A 21,923-nucleotide genomic window follows, 5' to 3' on the forward strand; every position below is an offset into this window, starting at 1 on the left:
GTGAACTGGGACGACACGTCCGAAGAGACCGCCTCCGAGCGGCTCGTCGGCCCCGCCGAGGACCGGCTGGTGGGCTCTGTCGCCGACGGTGAGGACCAGGCCGTCGAGGCCGCCCTGCGCCCCAAGGACCTGGACGAGTTCATCGGTCAGGAGAAGGTCCGCGAACAGCTCGACCTGGTCCTGCGTGCCGCACGCGCGCGTGGCGCCACTGCCGACCACGTGCTGCTCTCCGGCGCCCCCGGCCTCGGCAAGACCACCCTGTCGATGATCATCGCGGCCGAGATGAACGCCCCGATCCGCATCACCAGCGGCCCCGCCATCCAGCACGCCGGCGACCTCGCGGCGATCCTCTCCTCCCTCCAGGAGGGCGAGGTCCTCTTCCTCGACGAGATCCACCGTATGTCGAGGCCCGCCGAGGAGATGCTCTACATGGCGATGGAGGACTTCCGCGTCGACGTCATCGTCGGCAAGGGCCCGGGCGCCACCGCGATCCCGCTCGAACTTCCCCCGTTCACGCTGGTCGGCGCCACCACGCGCGCGGGCCTGCTGCCGCCCCCGCTGCGCGACCGCTTCGGCTTCACCGCGCACATGGAGTTCTACGAGCCCGCCGAGCTGGAGCGCGTCATCCACCGCTCGGCGAACCTGCTCGACGTCGAGATCGACACCGACGGCGCCGCCGAGATCGCCGGCCGCTCCCGCGGTACACCCCGTATCGCCAACCGCCTGCTGCGCCGCGTCCGCGACTACGCCCAGGTCAAGGCCGACGGGATCATCACGCGCGACATCGCGGCGGCCGCGCTGAAGGTCTACGAGGTCGACGCCCGTGGGCTCGACCGCCTCGACCGCGGGGTCCTGGAGGCGTTGCTCAAGCTGTTCGGCGGCGGGCCGGTCGGCCTGTCCACGCTCGCGGTCGCCGTGGGGGAGGAGCGTGAGACCGTGGAGGAGGTCGCCGAGCCGTTCCTCGTCCGGGAGGGCCTGCTCGCCCGTACACCGCGCGGCCGGGTTGCCACCCCCGCCGCATGGGCGCATCTCGGCCTCACCCCGCCCCGCTCGGCGGCCACAGGAAACGGACAACAGGACCTGTTCGGGACGTGACGACTCCGTGACGGCACGCGCATTGGCCGGACCAGGAACCCCGGTGCCATGCTGAGCGTTGTTCCATGCGCGCGGACTCGCTTAGACTCCGCCGATGCCGCCTTTGTCGGCGGTGTACATACCCCCAACCATCAGGCCGCTCACCATCGCGGTCACGTGAAGGAAGTACCGACCCGTGAGTCTCGTGACCCTCCTCCCGTTCATCGTGCTCATCGGGGCCATGTTCCTGATGACCCGCTCGGCCAAGAAGAAGCAGCAGCAGGCCGCGAACATGCGTAACGAAATGCAGCCCGGCAGCGGTATCCGCACCATCGGGGGCATGTACGCCACGGTCAAGGAGGTCAACGAGGACACGGTCCTCGTCGACGCCGCTCCCGGCGTCGAGCTTCTCTTCGCGAAGAACGCCATCGGTGCCGTCCTCACCGACGACGAGTACAACCGCATCGTGCACGGCATCGAGCACGACCTGAAGTCCGACTCCGACGTCGTCCCGGACGACGCCTCCTCCCTCACCGAGACCGACGAGTCCGCCGACGAAGCTGCCGCCGCCTCCGACGAGAAGTCCGTCGACCTCGGTAAGAAGGACACGGCCGAGGAGCCTGCCGACGCCAAGGCTGACGCCGAGGCCGAGGCCGACGAGCCTGCCGAGGCCGCCGAGGCGAAGTCGGACGACGAGCCGAAGAAGACCGACGGCGACTCGGACGCGAAGTAGTCGCACTCCGGGGCGCGTGGACCAGCTCCGCGCACCCCGGAATCCGCGCAGCTCGCACGGGATCCCGAACCATGTCACGGCCGCCCGCCCCGCAGATCCGGCGCGAGGCGGCCCGAGAGGGAGTACGAGAAGGTGGCAGCACCTAAGAAGGGCCGGAGCTCGAGCGCCCAGAGCAAGCCAGGGCGCTCGCTGGCCCTCATCCTGATCGCGATCGTGGCGCTCACCGGCGGAATGTTCGCCTCCGGGCACACCACGCCGCGTCTCGGCATCGACCTTGCCGGTGGAACGAGCATCACGCTCCGTGCGGTCCCGGAGAAGGGCCAGGAATCCGCGATCAACAAGACCAACATGGACACCGCGGTCGACATCATGAACCGCCGTGTCAATGGTCTTGGTGTCTCGGAGGCCGAGGTTCAGACCCAGGGCGACGCGAACATCATCGTCAACATCCCCAAGGGCACGAACTCCAAGGAAGCCCAGGAGCAGGTCGGCACCACCGCCAAGCTCTACTTCCGGCCGGTCCTCGCCACCGAGATCTCCGGCGCCGCCGCGACGGCCAGCCCCTCGCCGAGCGCCTCCAGCAGTGCCTCGAGCAGCGCGTCGAGCTCCGAGAAGGCGACCTCGTCGTCCTCTCCCTCCAGCTCCGCCAGCCCCTCGGCGACCTCCACCTCGCAGGGCCGTGCCGTCACCGACGCCCTGAAGGCCGACGCCACGCCGTCCACGAGCGCCTCGGCCTCCGCGAGCGCCTCCCCGTCGGCGAGCAGCGGCTCGGACACCGCCGACGCCACCAAGCTGCAGGCCGAGTACGCCGCACTGGACTGCACCAAGGCCTCGGTCCGCGCGACGGCCGGCAAGGGTGCCAAGCCCACCGACTCGACCGTCGCCTGCGGCCAGAACTCGTCGGGCCAGTGGCAGAAGTACGTCCTCGGCCCCGCCGAGGTCGACGGTACCGACGTGGACGAGGCAAAGGCCGTCCTCAACACGACGACCGGCGCCGGCTGGACCGTCACCATGGACTTCACGTCCAAGGGCACCAAGAAGTTCGGGGACATCACCGGCCAGCTGGCCAAGAACCAGTCCCCGCAGAACCAGTTCGCGATCGTCCTGGACGGCGACGTCGTCTCCGACCCGTCCGTCGACCAGGCGCTGACCGGCGGCAGCGCGGAGATCTCCGGCAACTTCAACCAGGATTCGGCCCAGAGCCTCGCCAACATGCTGTCGTACGGCGCCCTGCCGCTGACCTTCAAGGAGGACAGCGTCACCACGGTGACCGCCGCGCTGGGCGGTGAGCAGCTGCAGGCCGGTCTGATCGCGGGCGCGATCGGCCTGGCGCTGGTCATGCTCTACCTGCTGATCTTCTACCGCGGTCTGTCGGTCATCGCGGTCCCCTCGCTGCTGGTCTCCGCGATCCTCACGTACGTGATCATGGCGCTGCTCGGCCCGGCCATCGGCTTCGCGCTGAACCTGCCGGCCGTCTGCGGAGCGATCGTCGCGATCGGTATCACAGCCGACTCGTTCATCGTGTTCTTCGAGCGCATCCGGGACGAGATCCGCGAGGGCCGCACACTGCGTCCCGCCGTGGAGCGCGCCTGGCCGCGCGCCCGGCGCACCATCCTGGTCTCCGACTTCGTGACGTTCCTCGCCGCCGCCGTGCTGTTCATCGTCACCGTCGGCAAGGTCCAGGGCTTCGCGTTCACCCTCGGCCTGACCACCGTCCTCGACGTGGTCGTGGTCTTCTTCTTCACCAAGCCGCTGATGACGATCCTCGCCCGCAGGAAGTTCTTCGCGAACGGCCACAAGTGGTCGGGCCTCGACCCGACGGCACTGGGCGCCAAGCCCCCGCTGCGCCGCACGCGCCGTCCCTCCGCCCCCGTCGAGACCAAGGAGGCGTGAGATGTCGAAGCTCGGCAACCTCGGCGCCCGACTGCACCGTGGCGAAGTCGGTTACGACTTCGTCGGCAACCGCAAGATCTGGTACGGCATCTCGATCCTGATCACCATCACGGCCATCGTCGGCCTGGCGGTGCGCGGCCTGACCATGGGCATCGAGTTCCAGGGCGGCGCCGTCTTCACCACCCCGAAGAACACGGCCGTCTCGGTCTCCCAGGCGGAGACGTACGCGGAAGAGGCCTCCGGTCACGACGCGATCGTGCAGGGGCTGGGGAACGGCAGCCTCCGCATCCAGATCGCCGGCATCGACACCGACAAGTCCAACGAGATCAAGGCAGAACTCGCCAAGGACCTGAAGGTCGACGCCGAGAGCATCAACGCCGACCTGGTCGGCCCCAGTTGGGGTGACCAGGTCGCCAACAAGGCCTGGCAGGGCCTGGCGATCTTCATGGTCCTCGTCGCGATCTACCTGGCGATCGCGTTCGAGTGGCGCATGGCTCTGGCCGCTCTCGTCGCCCTGATCCACGACATCACCATCACCGTCGGCATCTACGCCCTGGTGGGCTTCGAGGTCACCCCGGGCACGGTGATCGGTCTGCTGACGATCCTCGGTTACTCGCTCTACGACACGGTCGTCGTCTTCGACAGCCTCAAGGAGCAGACGAAGGACCTCACCAAGCAGACCCGCTGGACCTACAGCGACGTCGCCAACCGCTCGATCAACAGCACCCTGGTCCGCTCCATCAACACCACCGTGGTGGCGCTGCTGCCGGTGGCGGGCCTGCTGTTCATCGGTGGCGGCGTGCTCGGCGCCGGCATGCTGAACGACATCTCGCTGTCGCTGTTCGTCGGCCTCGCGGCCGGTGCGTACTCCTCGATCTTCATCGCCACGCCGCTCGTCGCCGACCTCAAGGAGCACGAGCCGCAGATGAAGGCGCTCAGGAAGCGCGTCCTCGCCAAGCGGGCCCAGGCCGCCGCGGCGGGCGAGTCCCCGGATGCCCCGGTCACCGCTCAGCCGCTCGCCGACGAGCCCGAGGACGACGACGCCGCGCACGCGGTCGTCGGCCCGCGCAACCAGCCCGCGTCCCGCAACCGGGGCCGTGGCCGACCCTCGGGGAAGCGCCGATGACCGGCATCCAGGAGCTGCTGCTCAGCAGGATCCGTGACGTGGCCGACTACCCGGAGCCGGGCGTGATGTTCAAGGACATCACCCCGCTCCTGGCGGACCCGGCGGCCTTCACGGCGCTCACCGACGCGCTCGCCGAGATCGCCGAGCGCACCCGCGCCACCAAGGTCGTCGGCCTGGAGGCCCGGGGCTTCATCCTCGGCGCCCCGGTCGCCGTCCGCGCGGGCCTCGGCTTCATCCCCGTACGCAAGGCGGGCAAGCTCCCCGGAGCGACCCTCGGCCAGGCCTACGACCTGGAGTACGGCTCCGCCGAGATCGAGGTGCACGCCGAGGACCTCAGCGCGGACGACCGCGTCCTGGTCATCGACGACGTCCTCGCCACCGGCGGCACCGCCGAGGCGTCCCTCCAGCTCATCCGCCGGGCGGGCGCCGAGGTCGCCGGCCTCGCAGTCCTCATGGAGCTGGGTTTCCTCGGCGGGCGCACCCGCCTGGAACCGGCGCTCGCGGGGGCGCCGCTGGAGGCCCTGCTCAGGGTCTGAGCCCACAGAGAACCCCTGCTGAACGGTCGTTCCGATCCCTCCGGAACGGCCGTTCGCGCATAGTCGGGCAGAGGGCTCTCCCAAGGCGGCACCGCCCGCGCTCGGCGCCTCGACGCGGGGCTCCCGCGCAAGCCTCCCGCCACCCGCAGGACACCCACCGCACGCTCCCAGGCCGCTCTCAGGAATCACGCAGCAGCCCCTCGTGTTTCTCGGGTAGACGGTCCTCACATTGGCCTGAAGGCGATCCTGGAGCGCAGGATCGCTACCATGGGGTCTCCGGAGCCTGATCGGGGGACCCGGATCGCGCACGAGGAGTCCTCTTGCCAGACGAGGCCCAGCCACTCACCGCCGCCAAGCCCGAGCCCGGCTCGGCGCCCGCGGCAAAGCCCGCGCCGAACGCGTCGCCCGCGAAGGACGCAGCGAACGATGCGCGCGGGCCGGTCGAGCACGCCCAGTCCGTGCCCGCCGACAAGCCGGCCGAGCCGCCTCGCCCCAAGCCCTCCGCCGCTCTCGACTCCGCTCAAGCGGGGGGACCCCCATCAGCCGAGGGCCCCGCATCCGCCGCGCAGCCGCCCCGTCCCGCCGCCGGCCAGCCCGCCCGCTCCGGCTCCTCCAACCGCGTCCGCGCCCGCCTCGCCCGCCTCGGTGTCCAGCGCTCCAACCCGTACAACCCGGTCCTGGAGCCGCTGCTGCGGATAGTGCGCAGCAACGACCCGAAGATCGAGACGGCGACGCTGCGCCAGATCGAGAAGGCCTACCAGGTCGCCGAGCGCTGGCACCGCGGCCAGAAGCGCAAGAGCGGCGACCCGTACATCACCCACCCGCTCGCGGTGACCACCATCCTTTCCGAGCTCGGCATGGACCCGGCCACCCTCATGGCAGGCCTGCTGCACGACACCGTCGAGGACACCGAGTACGGCCTCGACCAGCTCCGCCGCGACTTCGGCGACTCCGTCGCCCTCCTCGTCGACGGCGTCACCAAGCTGGACAAGGTCAAGTTCGGCGAGGCCGCCCAGGCCGAGACCGTGCGCAAGATGGTCGTGGCGATGGCCAAGGACCCGCGGGTCCTGGTCATCAAGCTCGCCGACCGCCTGCACAACATGCGCACCATGCGCTACCTCAAGCGCGAGAAGCAGGAGAAGAAGGCGCGCGAGACCCTCGAGATCTACGCGCCGCTCGCCCACCGCCTGGGCATGAACACCATCAAGTGGGAACTGGAGGACCTCGCCTTCGCGATCCTCTACCCCAAGATGTACGACGAGATCGTACGGCTGGTGGCCGAGCGCGCACCGAAGCGTGACGAGTACCTGGCCATAGTGACCGACGAGGTCCAGCAGGACCTGCGCGCGGCCCGCATCAAGGCGACCGTCACGGGGCGCCCGAAGCACTACTACAGCGTCTACCAGAAGATGATCGTCCGCGGTCGCGACTTCGCGGAGATCTACGACCTGGTGGGCATCCGCGTCCTGGTGGACACCGTCCGCGACTGCTACGCGGCCCTGGGCACCGTCCACGCCCGCTGGAACCCGGTTCCGGGGCGGTTCAAGGACTACATCGCGATGCCCAAGTTCAACATGTACCAGTCGTTGCACACGACGGTCATCGGGCCCAACGGCAAGCCGGTCGAACTCCAGATCCGCACGTTCGACATGCACCGCCGCGCCGAGTACGGCATCGCCGCACACTGGAAGTACAAGCAGGAGGCCGTCGCCGGCACCTCCAAGGTGCGTTCGGACCAGCCGAGGACCACCGGCAAGGACGACCACCTCAACGACATGGCGTGGCTGCGCCAGCTCCTCGACTGGCAGAAGGAGACCGAGGACCCGGGCGAGTTCCTGGAGTCCCTGCGCTTCGACCTCTCGCGCAACGAGGTCTTCGTCTTCACGCCCAAGGGCGACGTGATAGCGCTGCCGGCCGGCGCCACGCCCGTGGACTTCTCGTACGCGGTGCACACCGAGGTGGGCCACCGCACCATAGGAGCCCGCGTCAACGGACGCCTCGTACCGCTGGAATCGACCCTGGACAACGGCGACCTGGTCGAGGTCTTCACCTCCAAGGCGGCCGGTGCCGGACCGTCCCGGGACTGGCTGAACTTCGTCAAGTCGCCGCGCGCCCGCAACAAGATCCGGGCCTGGTTCTCCAAGGAGCGCCGCGACGAGGCGATCGAGCAGGGCAAGGACGCCATCGTCCGCGCGATGCGCAAGCAGAACCTGCCGATCCAGCGCATCCTGACCGGCGACTCGCTGGTGACGCTCGCGCACGAGATGCGCTACCCGGACATCTCCGCGCTGTACGCGGCGATCGGCGAGGGCCACGTCTCCGCGCAGAACGTCGTACAGAAGCTGGTCCAGGCGCTCGGCGGCGAGGAGGCGGCCACCGAGGAGATCGACGAGTCGGTCCCGCCGTCCCGCGGCCGTGGCCGCAAGCGGCGCAGCAGCAACGACCCGGGTGTCGTGGTCAAGGGCGTCGACGACGTGTGGGTCAAGCTGGCCCGCTGTTGTACGCCCGTCCCCGGCGACCCGATCATCGGCTTCGTCACCCGCGGTAGTGGCGTATCGGTTCACCGCAGCGACTGCGTGAACGTGGACTCACTCTCCCGCGAGCCCGAGCGCATCCTCGAGGTCGAGTGGGCGCCCACCCAGTCCTCGGTCTTCCTGGTCGCCATCCAGGTCGAGGCGCTGGACCGCTCCCGGCTCCTGTCGGACGTCACGCGCGTCCTGTCCGACCAGCACGTCAACATCCTCTCCGCGGCCGTCCAGACCTCCCGCGACCGCGTCGCCACCTCCCGCTTCACCTTCGAGATGGGCGACCCGAAGCACCTCGGGCACGTCCTGAAGGCGGTCAGGGGCGTCGAGGGCGTGTACGACGTGTACCGGGTGACGTCGGCGCGCAGCCGGTCGTAGTAGGGCATAGGAGAAGGGCCCCGCACCTCGGTGCGGGGCCCTTCTCCTATGGCTCTGTGTGGCTTTGGCTTTAGCCGCCGAACTCCTGCAGACCCTTCAGCGCCTGGTCCAGCAGCGCCTGACGGCCTTCCAGCTCACGCTCCAGCTTGTCGGCCTTCGCGTTGTTGCCCTGGGCGCGCGCCTGCTCGATCTGGCCCTTCAGCTTGTCCACGGCGGCCTGGAGCTGACCGGTGAGACCCGCGGCACGCGCGCGTGCCTCCGGGTTCGTCCGGCGCCACTCGGTCTCCTCTGCCTCCTGGAGGGCCCGCTCGACCGTGTGCATCCGGCCCTCGACCTTCGGCCGCGCGTCACGCGGCACGTGGCCGATGGCCTCCCAGCGCTCGTTGATCGTACGGAAGGCGGCCCGTGTCGCCTTCAGATCACCGATCGGCAGGAGCTTCTCGGCCTCCTCGGCCAGCTCCTCCTTGAGCTTCAGGTTCTCGGTCTGCTCGGCGTCCCGCTCGGCGAAGACCGAGCTGCGGGCGGCGAAGAACACGTCCTGGGCGCCGCGGAAGCGGTTCCACAGGTCGTCCTCGTGCTCGCGCTGGGCGCGGCCCGCGGCCTTCCACTCGGTCATGAGGTCGCGGTAGCGCGCGGCCGTGGGACCCCAGTCCGTCGACCCGGACAGCGCCTCGGCCTCGGAGACCAGCCGCTCCTTGGTCTTGCGGGCCTCCTCGCGCTGCGCGTCCAGCGACGCGAAGTGCGCCTTGCGCCGCTTGGAGAACGCCGAGCGCGCGTGCGAGAAGCGGTGCCACAGCTCGTCGTCCGACTTGCGGTCCAGGCGCGGCAGACCCTTCCAGGTGTCCACCAGCGACCGCAGCCGCTCACCGGCCGCCCGCCACTGGTCGGACTGCGCCAGCTCCTCCGCCTCGGCGACCAGCGCCTCCTTGGCGTGGCGCGCCTCGTCGGACTGCTTCGCCCGCTGCTGCTTGCGCTCCTCGCGGCGCGCGTGGACCGTCTCGACGAGCTTGTCCAGCCGGGTCTTCAGCGCGGCGAGGTCACCGACCGCGTGGTGTGCGTCGACCTGCTCCCGAATATGGTCGATGGCCGTCTGCGCGTCCTTCGCCGACAGGTCGGTGGTCTTCACGCGCTTCTCGAGGAGGCCGATCTCGACAACCAGGCCCTCGTACTTGCGCTCGAAGTAGGCCAACGCCTCCTCGGGGGAGCCGGCCTGCCAGGAACCGACGACCTGCTCGCCGTCGGCCGTACGCACGTACACGGTCCCCGTCTCGTCGACGCGGCCCCACGGGTCGCTGCTCACAGCGCCTCCTCCACATGATGCCTGCAGAGGGCTTCGGCGCCCCCGGGCATCGTCCACAGTTTCGTCACGGCCAACATAGGCGACCGGCGGGTTGCCTGTCCGCATCCCGCGCGACCGAAGTTTCGCTGCTGGGGGTCAGGATTTCGTGACGGTTGCCTTGTTGATCACGACCGTTGCGTTCGGCGTCCCGTCGCCCGCTCCGGTGTTCTCTCCGGCGGCGGCGATCTTCTTCAGGACCTTCATACCGGATTCGGAAATGGTGCCGAACGGTGTGTAGCTGGGCGGCAACTGGCTGTCCTGGTAGACCAGGAAGAACTGGCTGCCGCCGGTGTCCGCCTGGCCGGTGTTCGCCATCGCGACCGTGCCCGCCGGGTAGATGTTGTCCTTGAGGCTCTTGTCCTTCAGATTCTCGTCCGGAATCGTGTAGCCGGGCCCGCCGCTGCCGGAGGCCGTCGGGTCGCCGCACTGCAGCACGTAGATGCCGCTGGTGGTGAGCCGGTGGCACGAGCTGTGGTCGAAGAAGCCCTTGCCGGCGAGGAAGTTGAACGAGTTCACGGTGTGCGGCGCCGCCGACGTCTTCAGCGCGACGTCTATCTCGCCGCAGGTCGTCGCGAGCTTCAGGGTGTACTTCGCCGACTTGTCGATGGTCATCGTCGGCTCCTTCTTCCAGGTCGCCGTCTTGACCTTGCCCGCGGCGGCCTTCTCGCACGGGTCCGGCGCCTTGCTGGTCGCCGATGCGCTCGGGCTCGCCGCGGTGCTCGCCTCGGTGCTCGCACTGGCCTTGTCGTCGTCCTTGAGGACACCGGTCGTGTAGAGCGCCACGCTGCCGATCAGGATCACGCCGAGCACCGACGCGATCACCGAGTTGCGTGCGCGCGCCTTGCGCCGTGCGGCCGTGCGCCGCTGCTGCTGCCGCAAGAACTTCTCTCGCGCGAGCTGCCGCTTCCGCTGTTCCTGGGTGACCACCGGGTTCTCTCCTCATGCGTCTCGTACGCCTGCTGGGACGCGTGCGTCTTGTGAGCCGACCGCCTGCGTGTGCCCCGTACCGTATATGGGTTCGCTGAGGAATCGGCAGCGCCGGTAGGCTCTGACCACTGGCGCAGCCGCCCAGAAGCCCACGCGTATCGACACAAACGAAGGACGATCGTGCTCATTGCCGGGTTCCCCGCCGGGGCCTGGGGGACGAACTGTTATCTCGTCGCCCCCGCCGCCGGTGAGGAGTGCGTGATCATCGACCCGGGCCATCAGGCCGCCGAGGGAGTCGAAGAGGCGCTGAAGAAGCATCGGCTCAAGCCCGTCGCGGTCGTCCTCACGCACGGCCACATCGACCACGTGGCCTCGGTCGTCCCGGTGTGCGGCGCGCACGGCGTACCGGCGTGGATCCACCCCGAGGACCGGTACATGATGAGCGACCCGTCGATGGGGCTCGGCCGTTCCATCGGGATGCCGCTCATGGGCGAGCTGACCGTGGGGGAGCCGGACGACGTCAAGGAGCTGACCGACGGCGCGCGGCTGGAGCTCGCGGGCCTGGAGCTGTCCGTGGCGCACGCGCCCGGTCATACCAAGGGGTCGGTGGCCTTCAGGATGCCCGAGACGTCCGACATCCCGTCGGTCTTCTTCTCGGGTGACCTGCTCTTCGCCGGCTCCATCGGACGCACCGACCTGCCCGGCGGTGACATGGACGAGATGCTCGACTCGCTGGCCCGCGTGTGCCTGCCGCTCGACGACTCGACCGTGGTGCTGTCGGGGCACGGCCCCCAGACGACCATCGGCCAGGAGCGCGCCACCAACCCGTATCTGCGGCAAGTGGCCGCAGGCCGCCAAGATCGCGGTGAGGGTGTCAACACCCCTCCCCGACGAGGAATGTGACGAGAGACTTTCGTGAGCACCTTTCAGGCCCCCAAGGGCACGTACGACCTGATCCCGCCGGACAGCGCCAAGTTTCTGGCGGTCCGTGAGGCGATCGCCGCGCCCCTGCGCAATTCGGGCTACGGCTACATCGAGACGCCGGGCTTCGAGAGCGTGGAGCTCTTCGCGCGCGGTGTGGGCGAGTCGACGGACATCGTGACCAAGGAGATGTACGCCTTCGAGACCAAGGGCGGCGACAAGCTGGCCCTGCGCCCCGAAGGCACCGCTTCCGTACTGCGCGCGGCTCTTGAGGCCAACCTGCACAAGGCGGGCAACCTCCCGGTCAAGCTCTGGTACTCCGGCTCGTACTACCGCTACGAGCGCCCGCAGAAGGGCCGTTACAGGCACTTCTCCCAGGTGGGTGCCGAGGCGATCGGTGCCGAGGACCCGGCGCTGGACGCCGAGTTGATCATCCTGGCCGACCAGGCGTACCGCTCGCTGGGGCTGCGCAACTTCCGCATCCTGCTCAACAGCCTGGGCGACAAGGAGTGCCGGCCGGTGTACCGGGCCGCGCTGCAGGACTTCCTGCGGGGCCTGGACCTGGACGAGGAGACGCTGCGCCGTGCGGACATCAACCCGCTGCGGGTCCTGGACGACAAGCGCCCGGACGTCCAGAAGCAGCTGACGGACGCGCCGCTGCTCCGCGACTACCTCTGCGACGCCTGCAAGGCGTACCACGAGGAGGTCCGTGACCTGATCACGGCGGCCGGTGTCGTCTTCGAGGACGACCCGAGGCTGGTCCGCGGGCTGGACTACTACACCCGTACGACCTTCGAGTTCGTCCACGACGGTCTGGGCTCCCAGTCCGCGGTGGGCGGCGGCGGTCGCTACGACGGTCTGTCCGAGATGATCGGCGGCCCGGCGCTGCCGTCGGTGGGCTGGGCGCTGGGCGTGGACCGTACGGTGCTGGCTCTGGAGGCGGAGGGTGTCGAGCTCGAACTCCCCTCCACGACCAGTGTGTTCGCGGTGCCGCTGGGGGAGGAGGCCCGCCGCGTTCTCTTCGCCAAGGTCACCGAGCTCCGCAAGGTCGGTATCGCCGCCGACTTCTCCTACGGCGCCAAGGGGCTCAAGGGCGCGATGAAGAACGCCAACCGCAGCGGTGCGCGCTTCACGATCGTCGCCGGCGAGCGCGACCTCGCCGAGGGCGTCGTCCAGCTCAAGGACATGGAGTCCGGCGAGCAGACGGCGGTCGGGGTGAACGAGATCGTGGCGGAGCTGGAGTCGAGGCTGGGCTGAGGGCGCGGGCGGCGGAGGTCTTTTTCGCCCCCGCCGCCCCTTCCCATTCCCGTCCCTGGGGGCTGCCGCCCCCAGACCCCCGCTGTCGGCCCTGAACGGGCCTCGTCCTCAAACGCCGGACGGGCTGAAATCAGCCCCTCCGGCGTTTGAGGAGCGGAGCCCCCTGGGACGGGATGGGACGGGTAGGGGCGGCGGGGGCGAAAAACCTCAGTCCAGCAACCCGAACCGCATCGCACTCGTCACCGCCGCCGTCCGGTCGTCCACCCCCAACTTGCCGAAGACCCGCAGCAGATGGGTCTTCACGGTCGACTCCCCGATGTACAACCGCCGCCCGATCTCCGCGTTCGTACACCCCTCCGCCACCAACCGCAGCACAGCCGTCTCCCGCTGAGACAGCCGCGGCCGTTCCGGCCTCGTCCGCAGCTGGTCCACCAGCCGCGCCGCCACCGACGGAGCCAGCACCGTCTCGCCCCGCGCAGCGGCCCGCACCGCTTCGGCCAGTGCACCCCGCGGCAGATCCTTCAGCAGGTACCCCGCGGCCCCCGCCTCGACCGCCCGCAGGATGTCCCGGTCCGTCTCGTACGTCGTCAGGACGATCACCCGGCAGGCCAGCCCGGCCTCGGACATCCGCACGATCGAGTCCACGCCCCCGCCGCCCGGCATCCGCAGATCCATCAGCACGATGTCGGGGCGGAGTTCCGCCGCCAGTGCCTCGGCCTGTGGGCCGTTGACCGCGTCGGCGATCACGTCCAGGTCCGGCTCCGCGCTCAACATCGCCCGCAGGCCCTCCCGTACGACGGGATGGTCGTCGGCCAGGATGATCCGGATCATGGCGAGCTCCTGAAGGGTGGTACCGGCAGGCGCACGGTCACCGTCGTGCCGTCGCCCGGGGCGCTGCGGATCCGGGCCGTCCCGCCCACCTCGGCGGCCCGGGCGCGCAGCCCCGCCAGACCGTAGCCGTCACAGAGCGCGCCCGGGTCGAAGCCGCGGCCGTCGTCCCGTACGGACACGGTGAGGGCGTCGTCGGTGTACGTCAGCTCGATGCCCGCCGTCGCCGAACTCCCCGCGTGCTTGCGGCAGTTCGTGAGCGCCTCCTGGCAGGAACGCAGGACCACCACCTCGGGACCTGCGGGCAGCGGACGCACCGGGCCGCTCACGTCGAGGGACGCGGAGTGCCGGGCCGCCAGCCGGCGCAGGGCGTCCGGCAGCGAGGCGCCGTCGAGGTCGGCGGGTGTCCCGTCGGCGACCAGGGCACGGGCCTCGGCGAGGTTCTGCCGGGCCGTCTCGTCCATCAGCGCAAGATGGCGGCGGGCCTGCGGCACGTCGTCGTCCAACTCCGCCTCGACGGCCTGGATCAGCATCAGCAGGCTGGTGAAGCCCTGGGCGAGGGTGTCGTGGATCTCGCGGGCCATCCGCTCCCGTTCGGCGAGCGCCCCGTGCGCCGTCGACAGCCGCGAGACCTCGTGCCGGCTCGCGTCCAGCTCGGCGATGAGGTCGGCCCGCTCCTGGCTCTGCTCGATGACCCGGATGATCCAGCTGCCGATGGCCATGGAGAAGACGAAGGTGACGACCGCGAACACACTGTTGAAGAAGACGGCCTCGTCACCGGGCGACCACAGCAGCGCCCAGCCGATCACGGGCGCGAGGTTGATGACGCCCACGGTCACCAGCGCCCATCGCATCCGCAGCGTCATGAAGCACTGGGGCACGAGCGCGAAGGCCATCAGCCGCGTCTCGCCGACCAGGACCGCCGACGACAGGAACAGGGCCAGCGCCGTGCCGAGGTAGCGCAGGGCCCGCCGCTCGTCGGGCGGGTCGCCCCGCAGGATGGGGCGCCCGACCCACACGTAGAGCGGGATCAACGGGACGAGCAGCCCCGCCGCGACGCCGCGGACCGGCCACCCCGGATACCCCGTGCCGAGCACGAAGACCAGGGTCGCCAGCCACATCAGTGCGAAGTAGAAGTCCCAGAGCCGGAAGGAGCGGTCCCAGGTGTACGCACTCCCGACGCCTGCCGGACCGTTCATCCGTCGCGCCGGTTCTTCCACCGGAAGGTCAGCAGACACAGCACCAATCCTCCGACGCACCACGCCCCCAGCACCAGGGCGGCCCGTCCGAACTCCCAGCTTCCGGCCTGTTCCAGGACCTGCGCCGACTCCGGCAGGAACACCCCGCGCAGTCCTTGGCACATCCACTTCAGCGGGAACAGGGCGCCGATGTTCAGCATCCAGTCCGGGATGGTGTCGATCGCGATGTACACCCCGGAGATGAACTGCAGGACGAGGAAGGGGAGTACGACCACGGAGGTCGCGCTCTTCCCGGACTTCGGTACCGAGCTGATCGCGATGCCGAGCAGCGCGCACGCCGTCAGACCGAGCACGAAGATCCAGGCGAAGTCGAACCAACGGCCCACGTCCGAGGGCAGATCGACGTCGTACAGGGTCGTGCCGACGAGCAGCAGGATCGCCGTCTCCAGCAGCCCCGTGACGAGAACCAGCCAGATCTTGCCGAGGAAGTACGACGCCGGCGGCATCGGCGTCCCGCGCAGCCGCCGCAGCACCTTCTCGTCCCGCTCGATCGCGATCGAGATGCCGAGCGACTGGAAACTCGTCGACATGATGCCGGCGGCCATCATCGCCGGGACGTACAGCTGCGAGGCGGTGATGCCGGCGCCCTGCACGTCGTCGCTGAAGATCGACGCGAACAGGAACAGGAAGACGACGGGGAAGGCGAAGGTGAACACGACCTGGTCGCGCTGCCGGAAGAACTGCTTGATCTCCAGGGCGCCGTGCTGCAGTCCGAGCCCCCACGCGCCCGGAAGCCGTACCGCGACTTCACCGCGCGCTTTCCGTACGGCGGTCGTGGTCATCGTGCGTCCTCCTGTCCGGTCAGCCGGAGGTAGACGTCCTCCAGCGTGGGTCGGCGTACCTGGAGCCCGGGGATCTCGCCGTCGAAGCGGCGCATCAGCTCGGCGACCGTCCTGGTCGGGGTGTCCGTGCGTTCCGCGCGCGGGGCGCCGTCCTGCTCGGTCCACTCGACGGTGGCCCCGGTGCCGTACCGCTCCCGCAGGCCGGTCGGCTCGCCCTCGGCGACGACCTGGCCCTGGGCGATGACGGCGAGCCGGTCGGCGAGCGCCTCCGCCTCCTCCAGGTAGTGCGTGGTCAGCAGGATCGTCGTGCCCTCGTCGGACAGCTTGCGGATCAGCTGCCAGAACTGGCGCCGGGCTGCCGGGTCGAAGCCGGTCGTCGGCTCGTCCAGGAGCAGCAGCTCGGGACCGCCGATCACCCCGAGCGCAACGTCGAGCCGCCGTCGCTGGCCGCCCGAGAGCGCCTTGATCCGGCTGCCCGCCTGCTCCTGAAGACCCACCAGACCCATGACCTCCTCGGGGTCACGGGGCCGCGGGTAGTAGCGGGCGAAGTGCCGCACCGTCTCGCGGACCGTCAACTCCGCGGGTGCGGATTCGTCCTGCCAGACGATGCCGACGCGGGATCGCCACGCGCGTGTGCCGTGCGCGGGGTCCGAGCCGAGCACGGACACCTCGCCCGCGTCCCGGCCGCGGTTGCCCTGGAGGATCTCCACCGTGGTGCTCTTGCCCGCGCCGTTGGGTCCCAGCAGGCCGAACACCTCGCCCCTGCGGATGCCGAGATCGATGCCGTCGACCGCGGTCACGTCGCCGTACTGCTTGCGCAGTCCCCGAACGTCCACCGCGAGTTCGTATCCGTGTGTGGTCATGCATCGAGCGTCGGCCGGAACCGAACGCTCAGGGACGACCGCACGTACTTCCTTATGTCCACCGAACGGTGGACACGCGCGTGCGTGCGGCACAATGGCCCGTGCCCGAAGAAGGTCCAACTCTCAAGCAGACGGATCGGCGTGATGAGCAAGACCACTGTCAAAGACGTCTCCACCGAACCCGAGTCCTCGTCGGCGGGCGCCGACGCCGTGCCCCGGACGGTGGGCGGCAGTCGTGCCTTCGCCCTGCTGCTGGTGATCACCGGCGCGGCCGGTCTGCTCGCCGCGTGGGTCATCACGATCGACAAGTTCAAGATCCTCGAGGCCAAGGTCGACGGCAAGACCTTCACGCCCAGCTGCAGCCTCAACCCGATCATCTCCTGCGGCAGCGTCATGGAGAGCAAGCAGGCCGCCGCCTTCGGGTTCCCCAACCCGATGCTGGGTCTGGTGGCCTACGGCATCGTCATCTGCGTCGGCATGAGCCTGCTCGCCCGCGCCCGCTTCCCGCGCTGGTACTGGCTCACCTTCAACTTCGGCACGCTCTTCGGTGTGGCCTTCTGCACCTGGCTGATGTTCCAGTCGCTGTACCGGATCAACGCCCTGTGCCTGTGGTGCTCGCTGGCCTGGGTCGCGACGATCACCATGTTCTGGTACGTCACCTCGTTCAACGTCCGCAACGACTTCCTGCCGTCCCCGGGCTGGCTCAAGCGCTTCCTCGCCGAGTTCACCTGGGTGCTGCCGGTCACGCACGTCGGCATCATCGCGATGATGATCCTGACCCGCTGGGGCGACCGGCTCTGGGCCTGAACCGACGGTCGTGAGGGCAGGCCGACGGCGTTGTCAGTGCGGTGACATAGGGTTTTGACCGTGGAGCCCGACCTGTTCACCGCCGCAGCGGAAGACCGCCAGGAGAAGGACCCCGCCGGGAGCCCCCTGGCGGTCCGGATGCGCCCGCGCGTCCTCGACGAGGTGGTGGGCCAGCAGCACCTGCTGAAGCCGGGCTCACCGCTGCGCCGACTGGTCGGCGAGGGCAGTGGCGGCCCCGCCGGCCCCTCCTCGGTGATCCTCTGGGGCCCGCCCGGCACCGGCAAGACCACCCTGGCGTACGTCGTCTCGAAGGCCACCAACAAGCGCTTCGTGGAGCTCTCGGCGATCACCGCCGGCGTCAAGGAGGTCCGCACCGTCATCGACGGCGCCCGCCGCGCCATCGGAGGCTACGGCAAGGAGACCGTCCTCTTCCTCGACGAGATCCACCGCTTCAGCAAGGCCCAGCAGGACTCCCTGCTCCCGGCCGTCGAGAACCGCTGGGTGACACTGATCGCGGCGACCACCGAGAACCCGTACTTCTCGGTGATCTCGCCCCTCCTCTCCCGCTCCCTCCTCCTCACCCTCGAACCCCTCACCGACGACGACCTGCGCGGTCTCGTCCGGCGCGCTCTCATCGACGACCGCGGCCTCAAGGGCACCGTCACCCTCCCCGAGGACACCGAGGACCACCTCCTGCGGATCGCCGGCGGCGACGCCCGCCGCGCGCTCACCGCCCTGGAGGCCTCAGCCGGGGCCGCGCTCGACAAGGGCGACGCGGAGATCGGCCTCCAGACCCTGGAGGAGACGGTCGACCGGGCCGCCGTGAAGTACGACCGCGACGGCGACCAGCACTACGACGTCGCCAGCGCCCTGATCAAGTCCATCCGCGGCTCCGACGTCGACGCCGCCCTGCACTATCTGGCCCGCATGATCGAGGCCGGCGAGGACCCCCGCTTCATCGCCCGCCGCCTGATGATCTCCGCCAGCGAGGACATCGGCCTCGCCGATCCCAACGCCCTGCCGATAGCCGTCGCCGCCGCCCAGGCCGTCGCCATGATCGGCTTCCCCGAGGCCGCCCTCACCCTCAGCCACGCCACCATCGCCCTCGCCCTCGCCCCCAAGTCCAACGCCGCGACCACGGCGATCGGCGCCGCCATGGAGGACGTACGAAAAGGTCTGGCGGGCCCGGTGCCGCCGCACCTGCGCGACGGGCACTACAAGGGCGCGGCCAAGCTCGGGCACGCGCAGGGCTATGTGTATCCGCACGACCTGCCCGAGGGCATCGCCTCCCAGCAGTACGCCCCGGACGCCATCAAGGAGCGCGAGTACTACACGCCCACCCGGCACGGCGCCGAGGCGCGGTACGCGGACGCGGTGGAGTGGACGAGGAAGCACCTCGGTCGCAAGCGGTCCTGAGCGCCCTGTAGAATCCCTCGAAGTGCTGCGTCCTGTGCAGTCAGAACAGGACAGTCAGCCGGAGTCCCGGTCCTCGGACCGGTCTCCAGGAGCGTCGCGCACCGTTCGAATGGTGTCGCGGGCAGCCCACCACCACTCGTCGTACGACGGGACCGGTCGGTGGGCCACTCGTGTGCTGCACGTATGTGCCCAGACCAGGGGAGCGGCTGCCCACCCCGTCCGCAAGGACGAGGCGGGTTTCCCCGGCTGCGGATGCGACCTCCCTCAACCCTGACAAGCCGAACGCTGAGAAATGAGAGATTGTGGCGAACCAGCCCCGCCCCAAGGTCAAGAAGTCGCGTGCCCTCGGCATCGCGCTGACCCCGAAGGCCGTCAAGTACTTCGAGGCCCGCCCCTACCCGCCGGGTGAGCACGGCCGTGGCCGCAAGCAGAACTCGGACTACAAGGTCCGTCTGCTCGAGAAGCAGCGTCTGCGTGCGCAGTACGACGTGTCCGAGCGTCAGCTCGTCCGCGCCTACGAGCGTGCCTCCAAGGTTCAGGGCAAGACCGGTGAGGCCCTGATCATCGAGCTCGAGCGCCGTCTCGACGCGCTGGTCCTGCGTTCGGGCATCGCCCGCACGATCTACCAGGCCCGCCAGATGGTCGTCCACGGCCACATCGAGGTCAACGGTGGCAAGGTCGACAAGCCGTCGTTCCGCGTCCGTCCCGACGACGTCGTGATGGTCCGCGAGCGCAGCCGCGAGAAGACCCTCTTCTCGATCTCCCGCGAGGGCGGCTTCGCCCCCGAGGGCGAGACCCCGCGCTACCTCCAGGTGAACCTCAAGGCCCTGGCGTTCCGCCTGGACCGTGAGCCGAACCGCAAGGAGATCCCGGTGATCTGCGACGAGCAGCTCGTCGTCGAGTACTACGCCCGCTGATCATCAGCCGGACGTAGCACCACGCACCACCTCAGCCCGCCGTCTCCCCGCCCTTCCGGGTGGGCGAGGCGGCGGGTTCGTGCATGTCGAGGGCCACCGTCGTATGACGCACGGGCCCGCGTGGCATCGGCAGCGCCTCCAGTAGTTTCTGCCGCCCCAGGGCCCGGGCCACCGCGGCCTCACGCCCGAGCGCCCCGCCCTGCCGTACGCACTCCTCGTACCGCTCGTCGCCGAGCCGCTCCCGGGCCATTGCCTCGCACAGTTCGTGCGGGGCGTTGTAGTAGGCCGAGCCGAACAGGGGCAGGCCCACCGACGGCCACATCGTGGCCGCCGCGCCCTGCAGCACCGCGGCCTCCGCCGGGTCGCCCTCCGCCGCCGTGACCAGGGCCAGCAACTCGATCGTCAGCACCGAGCCGAGCAGGTCGCGGAAGGTGTGCGCGCAGGCCAGGCAGTCCGTGAGCAGCTCGCGGGCGCGTGCCGGATCGCCCTCGCTCCAGGCGGCGTACGCCAGGACGTACAGCGCGTACGAGCGCGCCCACCGCTCGCCGTGGTCCTCGCACACCTGCCGCACGTCCTCGCACAGCCGCACCGCGTCCGGCAGATCGCCCTGAAAGGCACGCGCCATCGCCAGCTCGACCTGGCCCATCAGCACATTGCTGTTGAGTTCGCCGATCTCCTGATAGCGCGCGAGCGCCGAGCGCAGCAGCGTCTCCGCGCGGGCCATGTCGTCCGTGACCAGGGCCAGACAGCCGGTGCGGTGCTCGGCGTACGCCACCGCCGTCGGGTTCGCGGTCCGCTCCGCCGCCTCCCGGCACTCGTGCAGCGCCCCCAGCGCGGGCACCGGATCGCCCTGCAGGATCGCCACGTAACCGAGCACCCACAGGGCCTTCAGCCGGGACTGCTCGTTCTCCGACTCCAGCTCGACACTGCGCTCCAGCCAGTGCCGCCCCTCCGACAGTCGCCCGCAGCCGACCCAGCAGAACCAGAGGGCGCCCGCGAGGTACTGGCCCAGATGTGCCTCGCCCGGCACGGTCAGGCAGTACTCCAGGGCGCAGCGCAGGTTCGGCAGCTCCGCCTCGACCCGCGCGGCCACCTCGTTCTGCCGGGGCGAGAACCAGTCCAGCTCGCACCAGGTCGCGAGTCCCACGTACCAGTCGCGGTGCCGCCGCCGCAGCCGCACCGCGTCGCCCGTCGCCTCCAGCCAGTCGGCGCCGTACGCCCGGACCGTGTCCAGCATCCGGTAGCGCACGCCCGTAGCGGTCTCCTCGCGGGCGACCACGGACTGGGCGAGCAGCGCGGTCAGCACCTCGAGGACGTCGTCGGTGTGCAGGCCGCCGCCGCTGCACACGTACTCGGCGGCCTCCAGGTCGAACCGCCCGGCGAACACCGAGAGGCGCGACCACAGCAACCGCTCCTCGGGCGTGCACAGTTCATGGCTCCAGCCGATCGCCGTACGCAGCGTCCGATGGCGGGGGAGTGCGTCCCGGCCCCCGCCCGTCAGCAACCGGAACCGGTCGTCGAGCCGCTCCAGCAACTGCCCGGGCGACAGTGCCCGCAGCCGCCCCGCGGCCAGCTCGATCGCCAGCGGGATGCCGTCCAGACGCCGGCAGAGCTCCCGTACATCCGGATCGCCCCCGAGCGCCAGACCCTGCCCCGCGGCCCGGTCGGCGAACAGTTCCACCGCCTCGTCCTTGCCCAGCGGCCCCAGCACGAACAGCCGCTCACCCGCCACGGCCAGCGGCCTGCGTCCCACGGCCAGCACCCGCAGGCCCGGCGCCCGCTGCAGCAGATCGGCCACCAGCTCGGCGCACGCGTCCACCAGATGCTCGAACCCGTCCAGAACAAGCAGCAGTTGACGCTCGGCAAGGTGCGCGAGCAGCGTCTCGCGCGGCAGCCGCGTGGTGTGGTCCGTCAGCCCCAGAGCCTCTACGACGGCGTAGTCGACGAACTCCGGATCGCGCACCGCGGCCAGCTCGACCCGCCACACCCCGTCGTCCGGCACGGTCCGCGCGGCCGCCCGCGCCGCCAGCCGCGACTTGCCGACCCCGCCGGGCCCCGTCACGGTCACCAGCCGCGAGGCGCCGAGCGCCCTTGTCAGCCCGTCGAGTTCGGCACAGCGACCCACGAACGCGTCGAGCTCCAGGGGGAGATTGTGGTTCACCGAGGTGCCGCCGGGCTGATGACTGCGCATGGAACACGGAGCGTACTGAACCGTATTCAGTCCGTACAAGCGCCGGACGTAAACCCGGGTGCGCGCGGACGGTAATCCGGTGCGGAGCGGCATCCCCGGCGCGATAGGCTCGGCGGAGACTTTTTCCATATGCAGGCACGTTTCAGGGAGC

18 protein-coding genes are annotated in these 21,923 nt (G+C 69.9%); 11 read left to right on the plus strand and 7 right to left on the minus strand.

The features are described from left to right. The 6 genes from ruvB (at nt 1) to IG08_RS0126070 (ending at nt 8,265) form a co-directional block, all read left to right on the plus strand. Entirely contained in the window at nt 1-1,095 is a 1,095-nt protein-coding gene (gene ruvB, locus IG08_RS0126040; RefSeq protein ID WP_030606964.1) for a Holliday junction branch migration DNA helicase RuvB, read from the plus strand. Nucleotides 1,096-1,270: 175 nt separating this feature from the next. Continuing rightward, nucleotides 1,271-1,807, plus strand: a complete 537-nt coding sequence (yajC, locus tag IG08_RS0126045) for a preprotein translocase subunit YajC (protein WP_030606967.1) — start codon at nt 1,271-1,273, stop codon at nt 1,805-1,807. A gap of 132 nt (nt 1,808-1,939) precedes the next feature. Continuing rightward, nucleotides 1,940-3,700 carry a protein translocase subunit SecD gene (secD, locus tag IG08_RS0126055; RefSeq protein ID WP_030606970.1) on the plus strand — a complete coding sequence of 587 codons (1,761 nt, stop codon included), beginning with the start codon at nt 1,940-1,942 and terminating at the stop codon, nt 3,698-3,700. 1 nt (nt 3,701) lies between these two features. Next, entirely contained in the window at nt 3,702-4,826 is a 1,125-nt protein-coding gene (gene secF, locus IG08_RS0126060) for a protein translocase subunit SecF (protein WP_030606973.1), read from the plus strand. Further along, nucleotides 4,823-5,362, plus strand: coding sequence for an adenine phosphoribosyltransferase (locus IG08_RS0126065; protein WP_030606976.1), 540 nt, complete (start codon nt 4,823-4,825; stop codon nt 5,360-5,362). Before secF ends, IG08_RS0126065 begins: the two co-directional genes overlap by 4 nt. Nucleotides 5,363-5,682: 320 nt before the next feature. Then, a complete protein-coding gene (locus IG08_RS0126070) occupies nt 5,683-8,265 on the plus strand; it encodes a RelA/SpoT family protein (protein WP_030606978.1) in 2,583 nt (860 codons plus the stop codon). Between the two features lie 70 nt (nt 8,266-8,335). On the opposite strand, the gene IG08_RS0126075 is transcribed toward IG08_RS0126070, so the two are convergent. Next, a complete protein-coding gene (locus IG08_RS0126075) occupies nt 8,336-9,565 on the minus strand; it encodes a DUF349 domain-containing protein (protein ID WP_030606981.1) in 1,230 nt (409 codons plus the stop codon). Nucleotides 9,566-9,700: 135 nt separating this feature from the next. Further along, a complete protein-coding gene (locus IG08_RS0126080; RefSeq protein WP_030606984.1) occupies nt 9,701-10,531 on the minus strand; it encodes a peptidylprolyl isomerase in 831 nt (276 codons plus the stop codon). A 180-nt stretch (nt 10,532-10,711) separates the two neighbouring features. On the opposite strand from IG08_RS0126080, the gene IG08_RS0126085 reads away from it, so the two are divergent. Further along, complete coding sequence (locus tag IG08_RS0126085) at nt 10,712-11,434, plus strand: MBL fold metallo-hydrolase (protein WP_030606987.1); 723 nt, start codon at nt 10,712-10,714, stop codon at nt 11,432-11,434. Nucleotides 11,435-11,446: 12 nt separating this feature from the next. Continuing rightward, the gene (gene hisS / locus IG08_RS0126090) at nt 11,447-12,709 is read left to right on the plus strand and encodes a histidine--tRNA ligase (protein WP_030606990.1); all 1,263 of its coding nucleotides are present in this window, start codon (nt 11,447-11,449) and stop codon (nt 12,707-12,709) included. 207 nt (nt 12,710-12,916) lie between these two features. Here hisS and IG08_RS0126095 read toward each other — a convergent pair whose 3' ends face one another. The 4 genes from IG08_RS0126095 to IG08_RS0126110 are packed head-to-tail and all read right to left on the minus strand — an operon-like array spanning nt 12,917 to nt 16,441. Beyond that, on the minus strand, nt 12,917-13,540 hold the full coding sequence (locus IG08_RS0126095) for a response regulator (RefSeq protein WP_030606993.1): 624 nt from the start codon (nt 13,538-13,540) through the stop codon (nt 12,917-12,919). Then, a complete protein-coding gene (locus tag IG08_RS0126100) occupies nt 13,537-14,736 on the minus strand; it encodes a sensor histidine kinase (RefSeq protein WP_030606996.1) in 1,200 nt (399 codons plus the stop codon). Before IG08_RS0126100 ends, IG08_RS0126095 begins: the two co-directional genes overlap by 4 nt. Beyond that, the gene (locus IG08_RS0126105) at nt 14,733-15,578 is read right to left on the minus strand and encodes an ABC transporter permease (RefSeq protein WP_030606999.1); all 846 of its coding nucleotides are present in this window, start codon (nt 15,576-15,578) and stop codon (nt 14,733-14,735) included. Before IG08_RS0126105 ends, IG08_RS0126100 begins: the two co-directional genes overlap by 4 nt. Continuing rightward, complete coding sequence (locus IG08_RS0126110) at nt 15,575-16,441, minus strand: ABC transporter ATP-binding protein (RefSeq protein WP_030607002.1); 867 nt, start codon at nt 16,439-16,441, stop codon at nt 15,575-15,577. The genes IG08_RS0126105 and IG08_RS0126110 overlap by 4 nt, the downstream gene beginning before the upstream one ends. 144 nt (nt 16,442-16,585) lie before the next feature. Between IG08_RS0126110 and IG08_RS0126115 the strand changes: the two genes are divergently transcribed. The 3 genes from IG08_RS0126115 (at nt 16,586) to rpsD (ending at nt 19,581) form a co-directional block, all read left to right on the plus strand. Then, a complete protein-coding gene (locus IG08_RS0126115; protein WP_030607005.1) occupies nt 16,586-17,248 on the plus strand; it encodes a vitamin K epoxide reductase family protein in 663 nt (220 codons plus the stop codon). A gap of 60 nt (nt 17,249-17,308) precedes the next feature. Then, nucleotides 17,309-18,664, plus strand: a complete 1,356-nt coding sequence (locus IG08_RS0126120) for a replication-associated recombination protein A (RefSeq protein ID WP_030607008.1) — start codon at nt 17,309-17,311, stop codon at nt 18,662-18,664. 302 nt (nt 18,665-18,966) lie between these two features. Further along, nucleotides 18,967-19,581, plus strand: coding sequence for a 30S ribosomal protein S4 (rpsD, locus tag IG08_RS0126125; RefSeq protein ID WP_030607010.1), 615 nt, complete (start codon nt 18,967-18,969; stop codon nt 19,579-19,581). Nucleotides 19,582-19,612: 31 nt separating this feature from the next. Here the strand turns inward: rpsD and IG08_RS0126130 are convergent, their stop codons facing one another. After that, complete coding sequence (locus tag IG08_RS0126130) at nt 19,613-21,772, minus strand: ATP-binding protein (RefSeq protein ID WP_030607012.1); 2,160 nt, start codon at nt 21,770-21,772, stop codon at nt 19,613-19,615. Between the last annotated feature and the right edge of the window lie 151 nt (nt 21,773-21,923).

It is taken from the genome of Streptomyces fulvoviolaceus (assembly GCF_000718165.1).
Classification (GTDB): Bacteria; Actinomycetota; Actinomycetes; order Streptomycetales; family Streptomycetaceae; genus Streptomyces; species Streptomyces fulvoviolaceus.

Coding starts and splice junctions, on each gene's coding strand:
- IG08_RS0126115 (WP_030607005.1), top strand. CDS start 16,586: ATGAGCAAGACCACTGTCAAAGACGTCTCCACCGAACCCGAGTCCTCG.
- IG08_RS0126105 (WP_030606999.1), bottom strand. CDS start 15,578: ATGACCACGACCGCCGTACGGAAAGCGCGCGGTGAAGTCGCGGTACGG.
- secF (WP_030606973.1), top strand. CDS start 3,702: ATGTCGAAGCTCGGCAACCTCGGCGCCCGACTGCACCGTGGCGAAGTC.
- IG08_RS0126100 (WP_030606996.1), bottom strand. CDS start 14,736: ATGAACGGTCCGGCAGGCGTCGGGAGTGCGTACACCTGGGACCGCTCC.
- IG08_RS0126065 (WP_030606976.1), top strand. CDS start 4,823: ATGACCGGCATCCAGGAGCTGCTGCTCAGCAGGATCCGTGACGTGGCC.
- IG08_RS0126095 (WP_030606993.1), bottom strand. CDS start 13,540: ATGATCCGGATCATCCTGGCCGACGACCATCCCGTCGTACGGGAGGGC.
- IG08_RS0126130 (WP_030607012.1), bottom strand. CDS start 21,772: ATGCGCAGTCATCAGCCCGGCGGCACCTCGGTGAACCACAATCTCCCC.
- IG08_RS0126110 (WP_030607002.1), bottom strand. CDS start 16,441: ATGACCACACACGGATACGAACTCGCGGTGGACGTTCGGGGACTGCGC.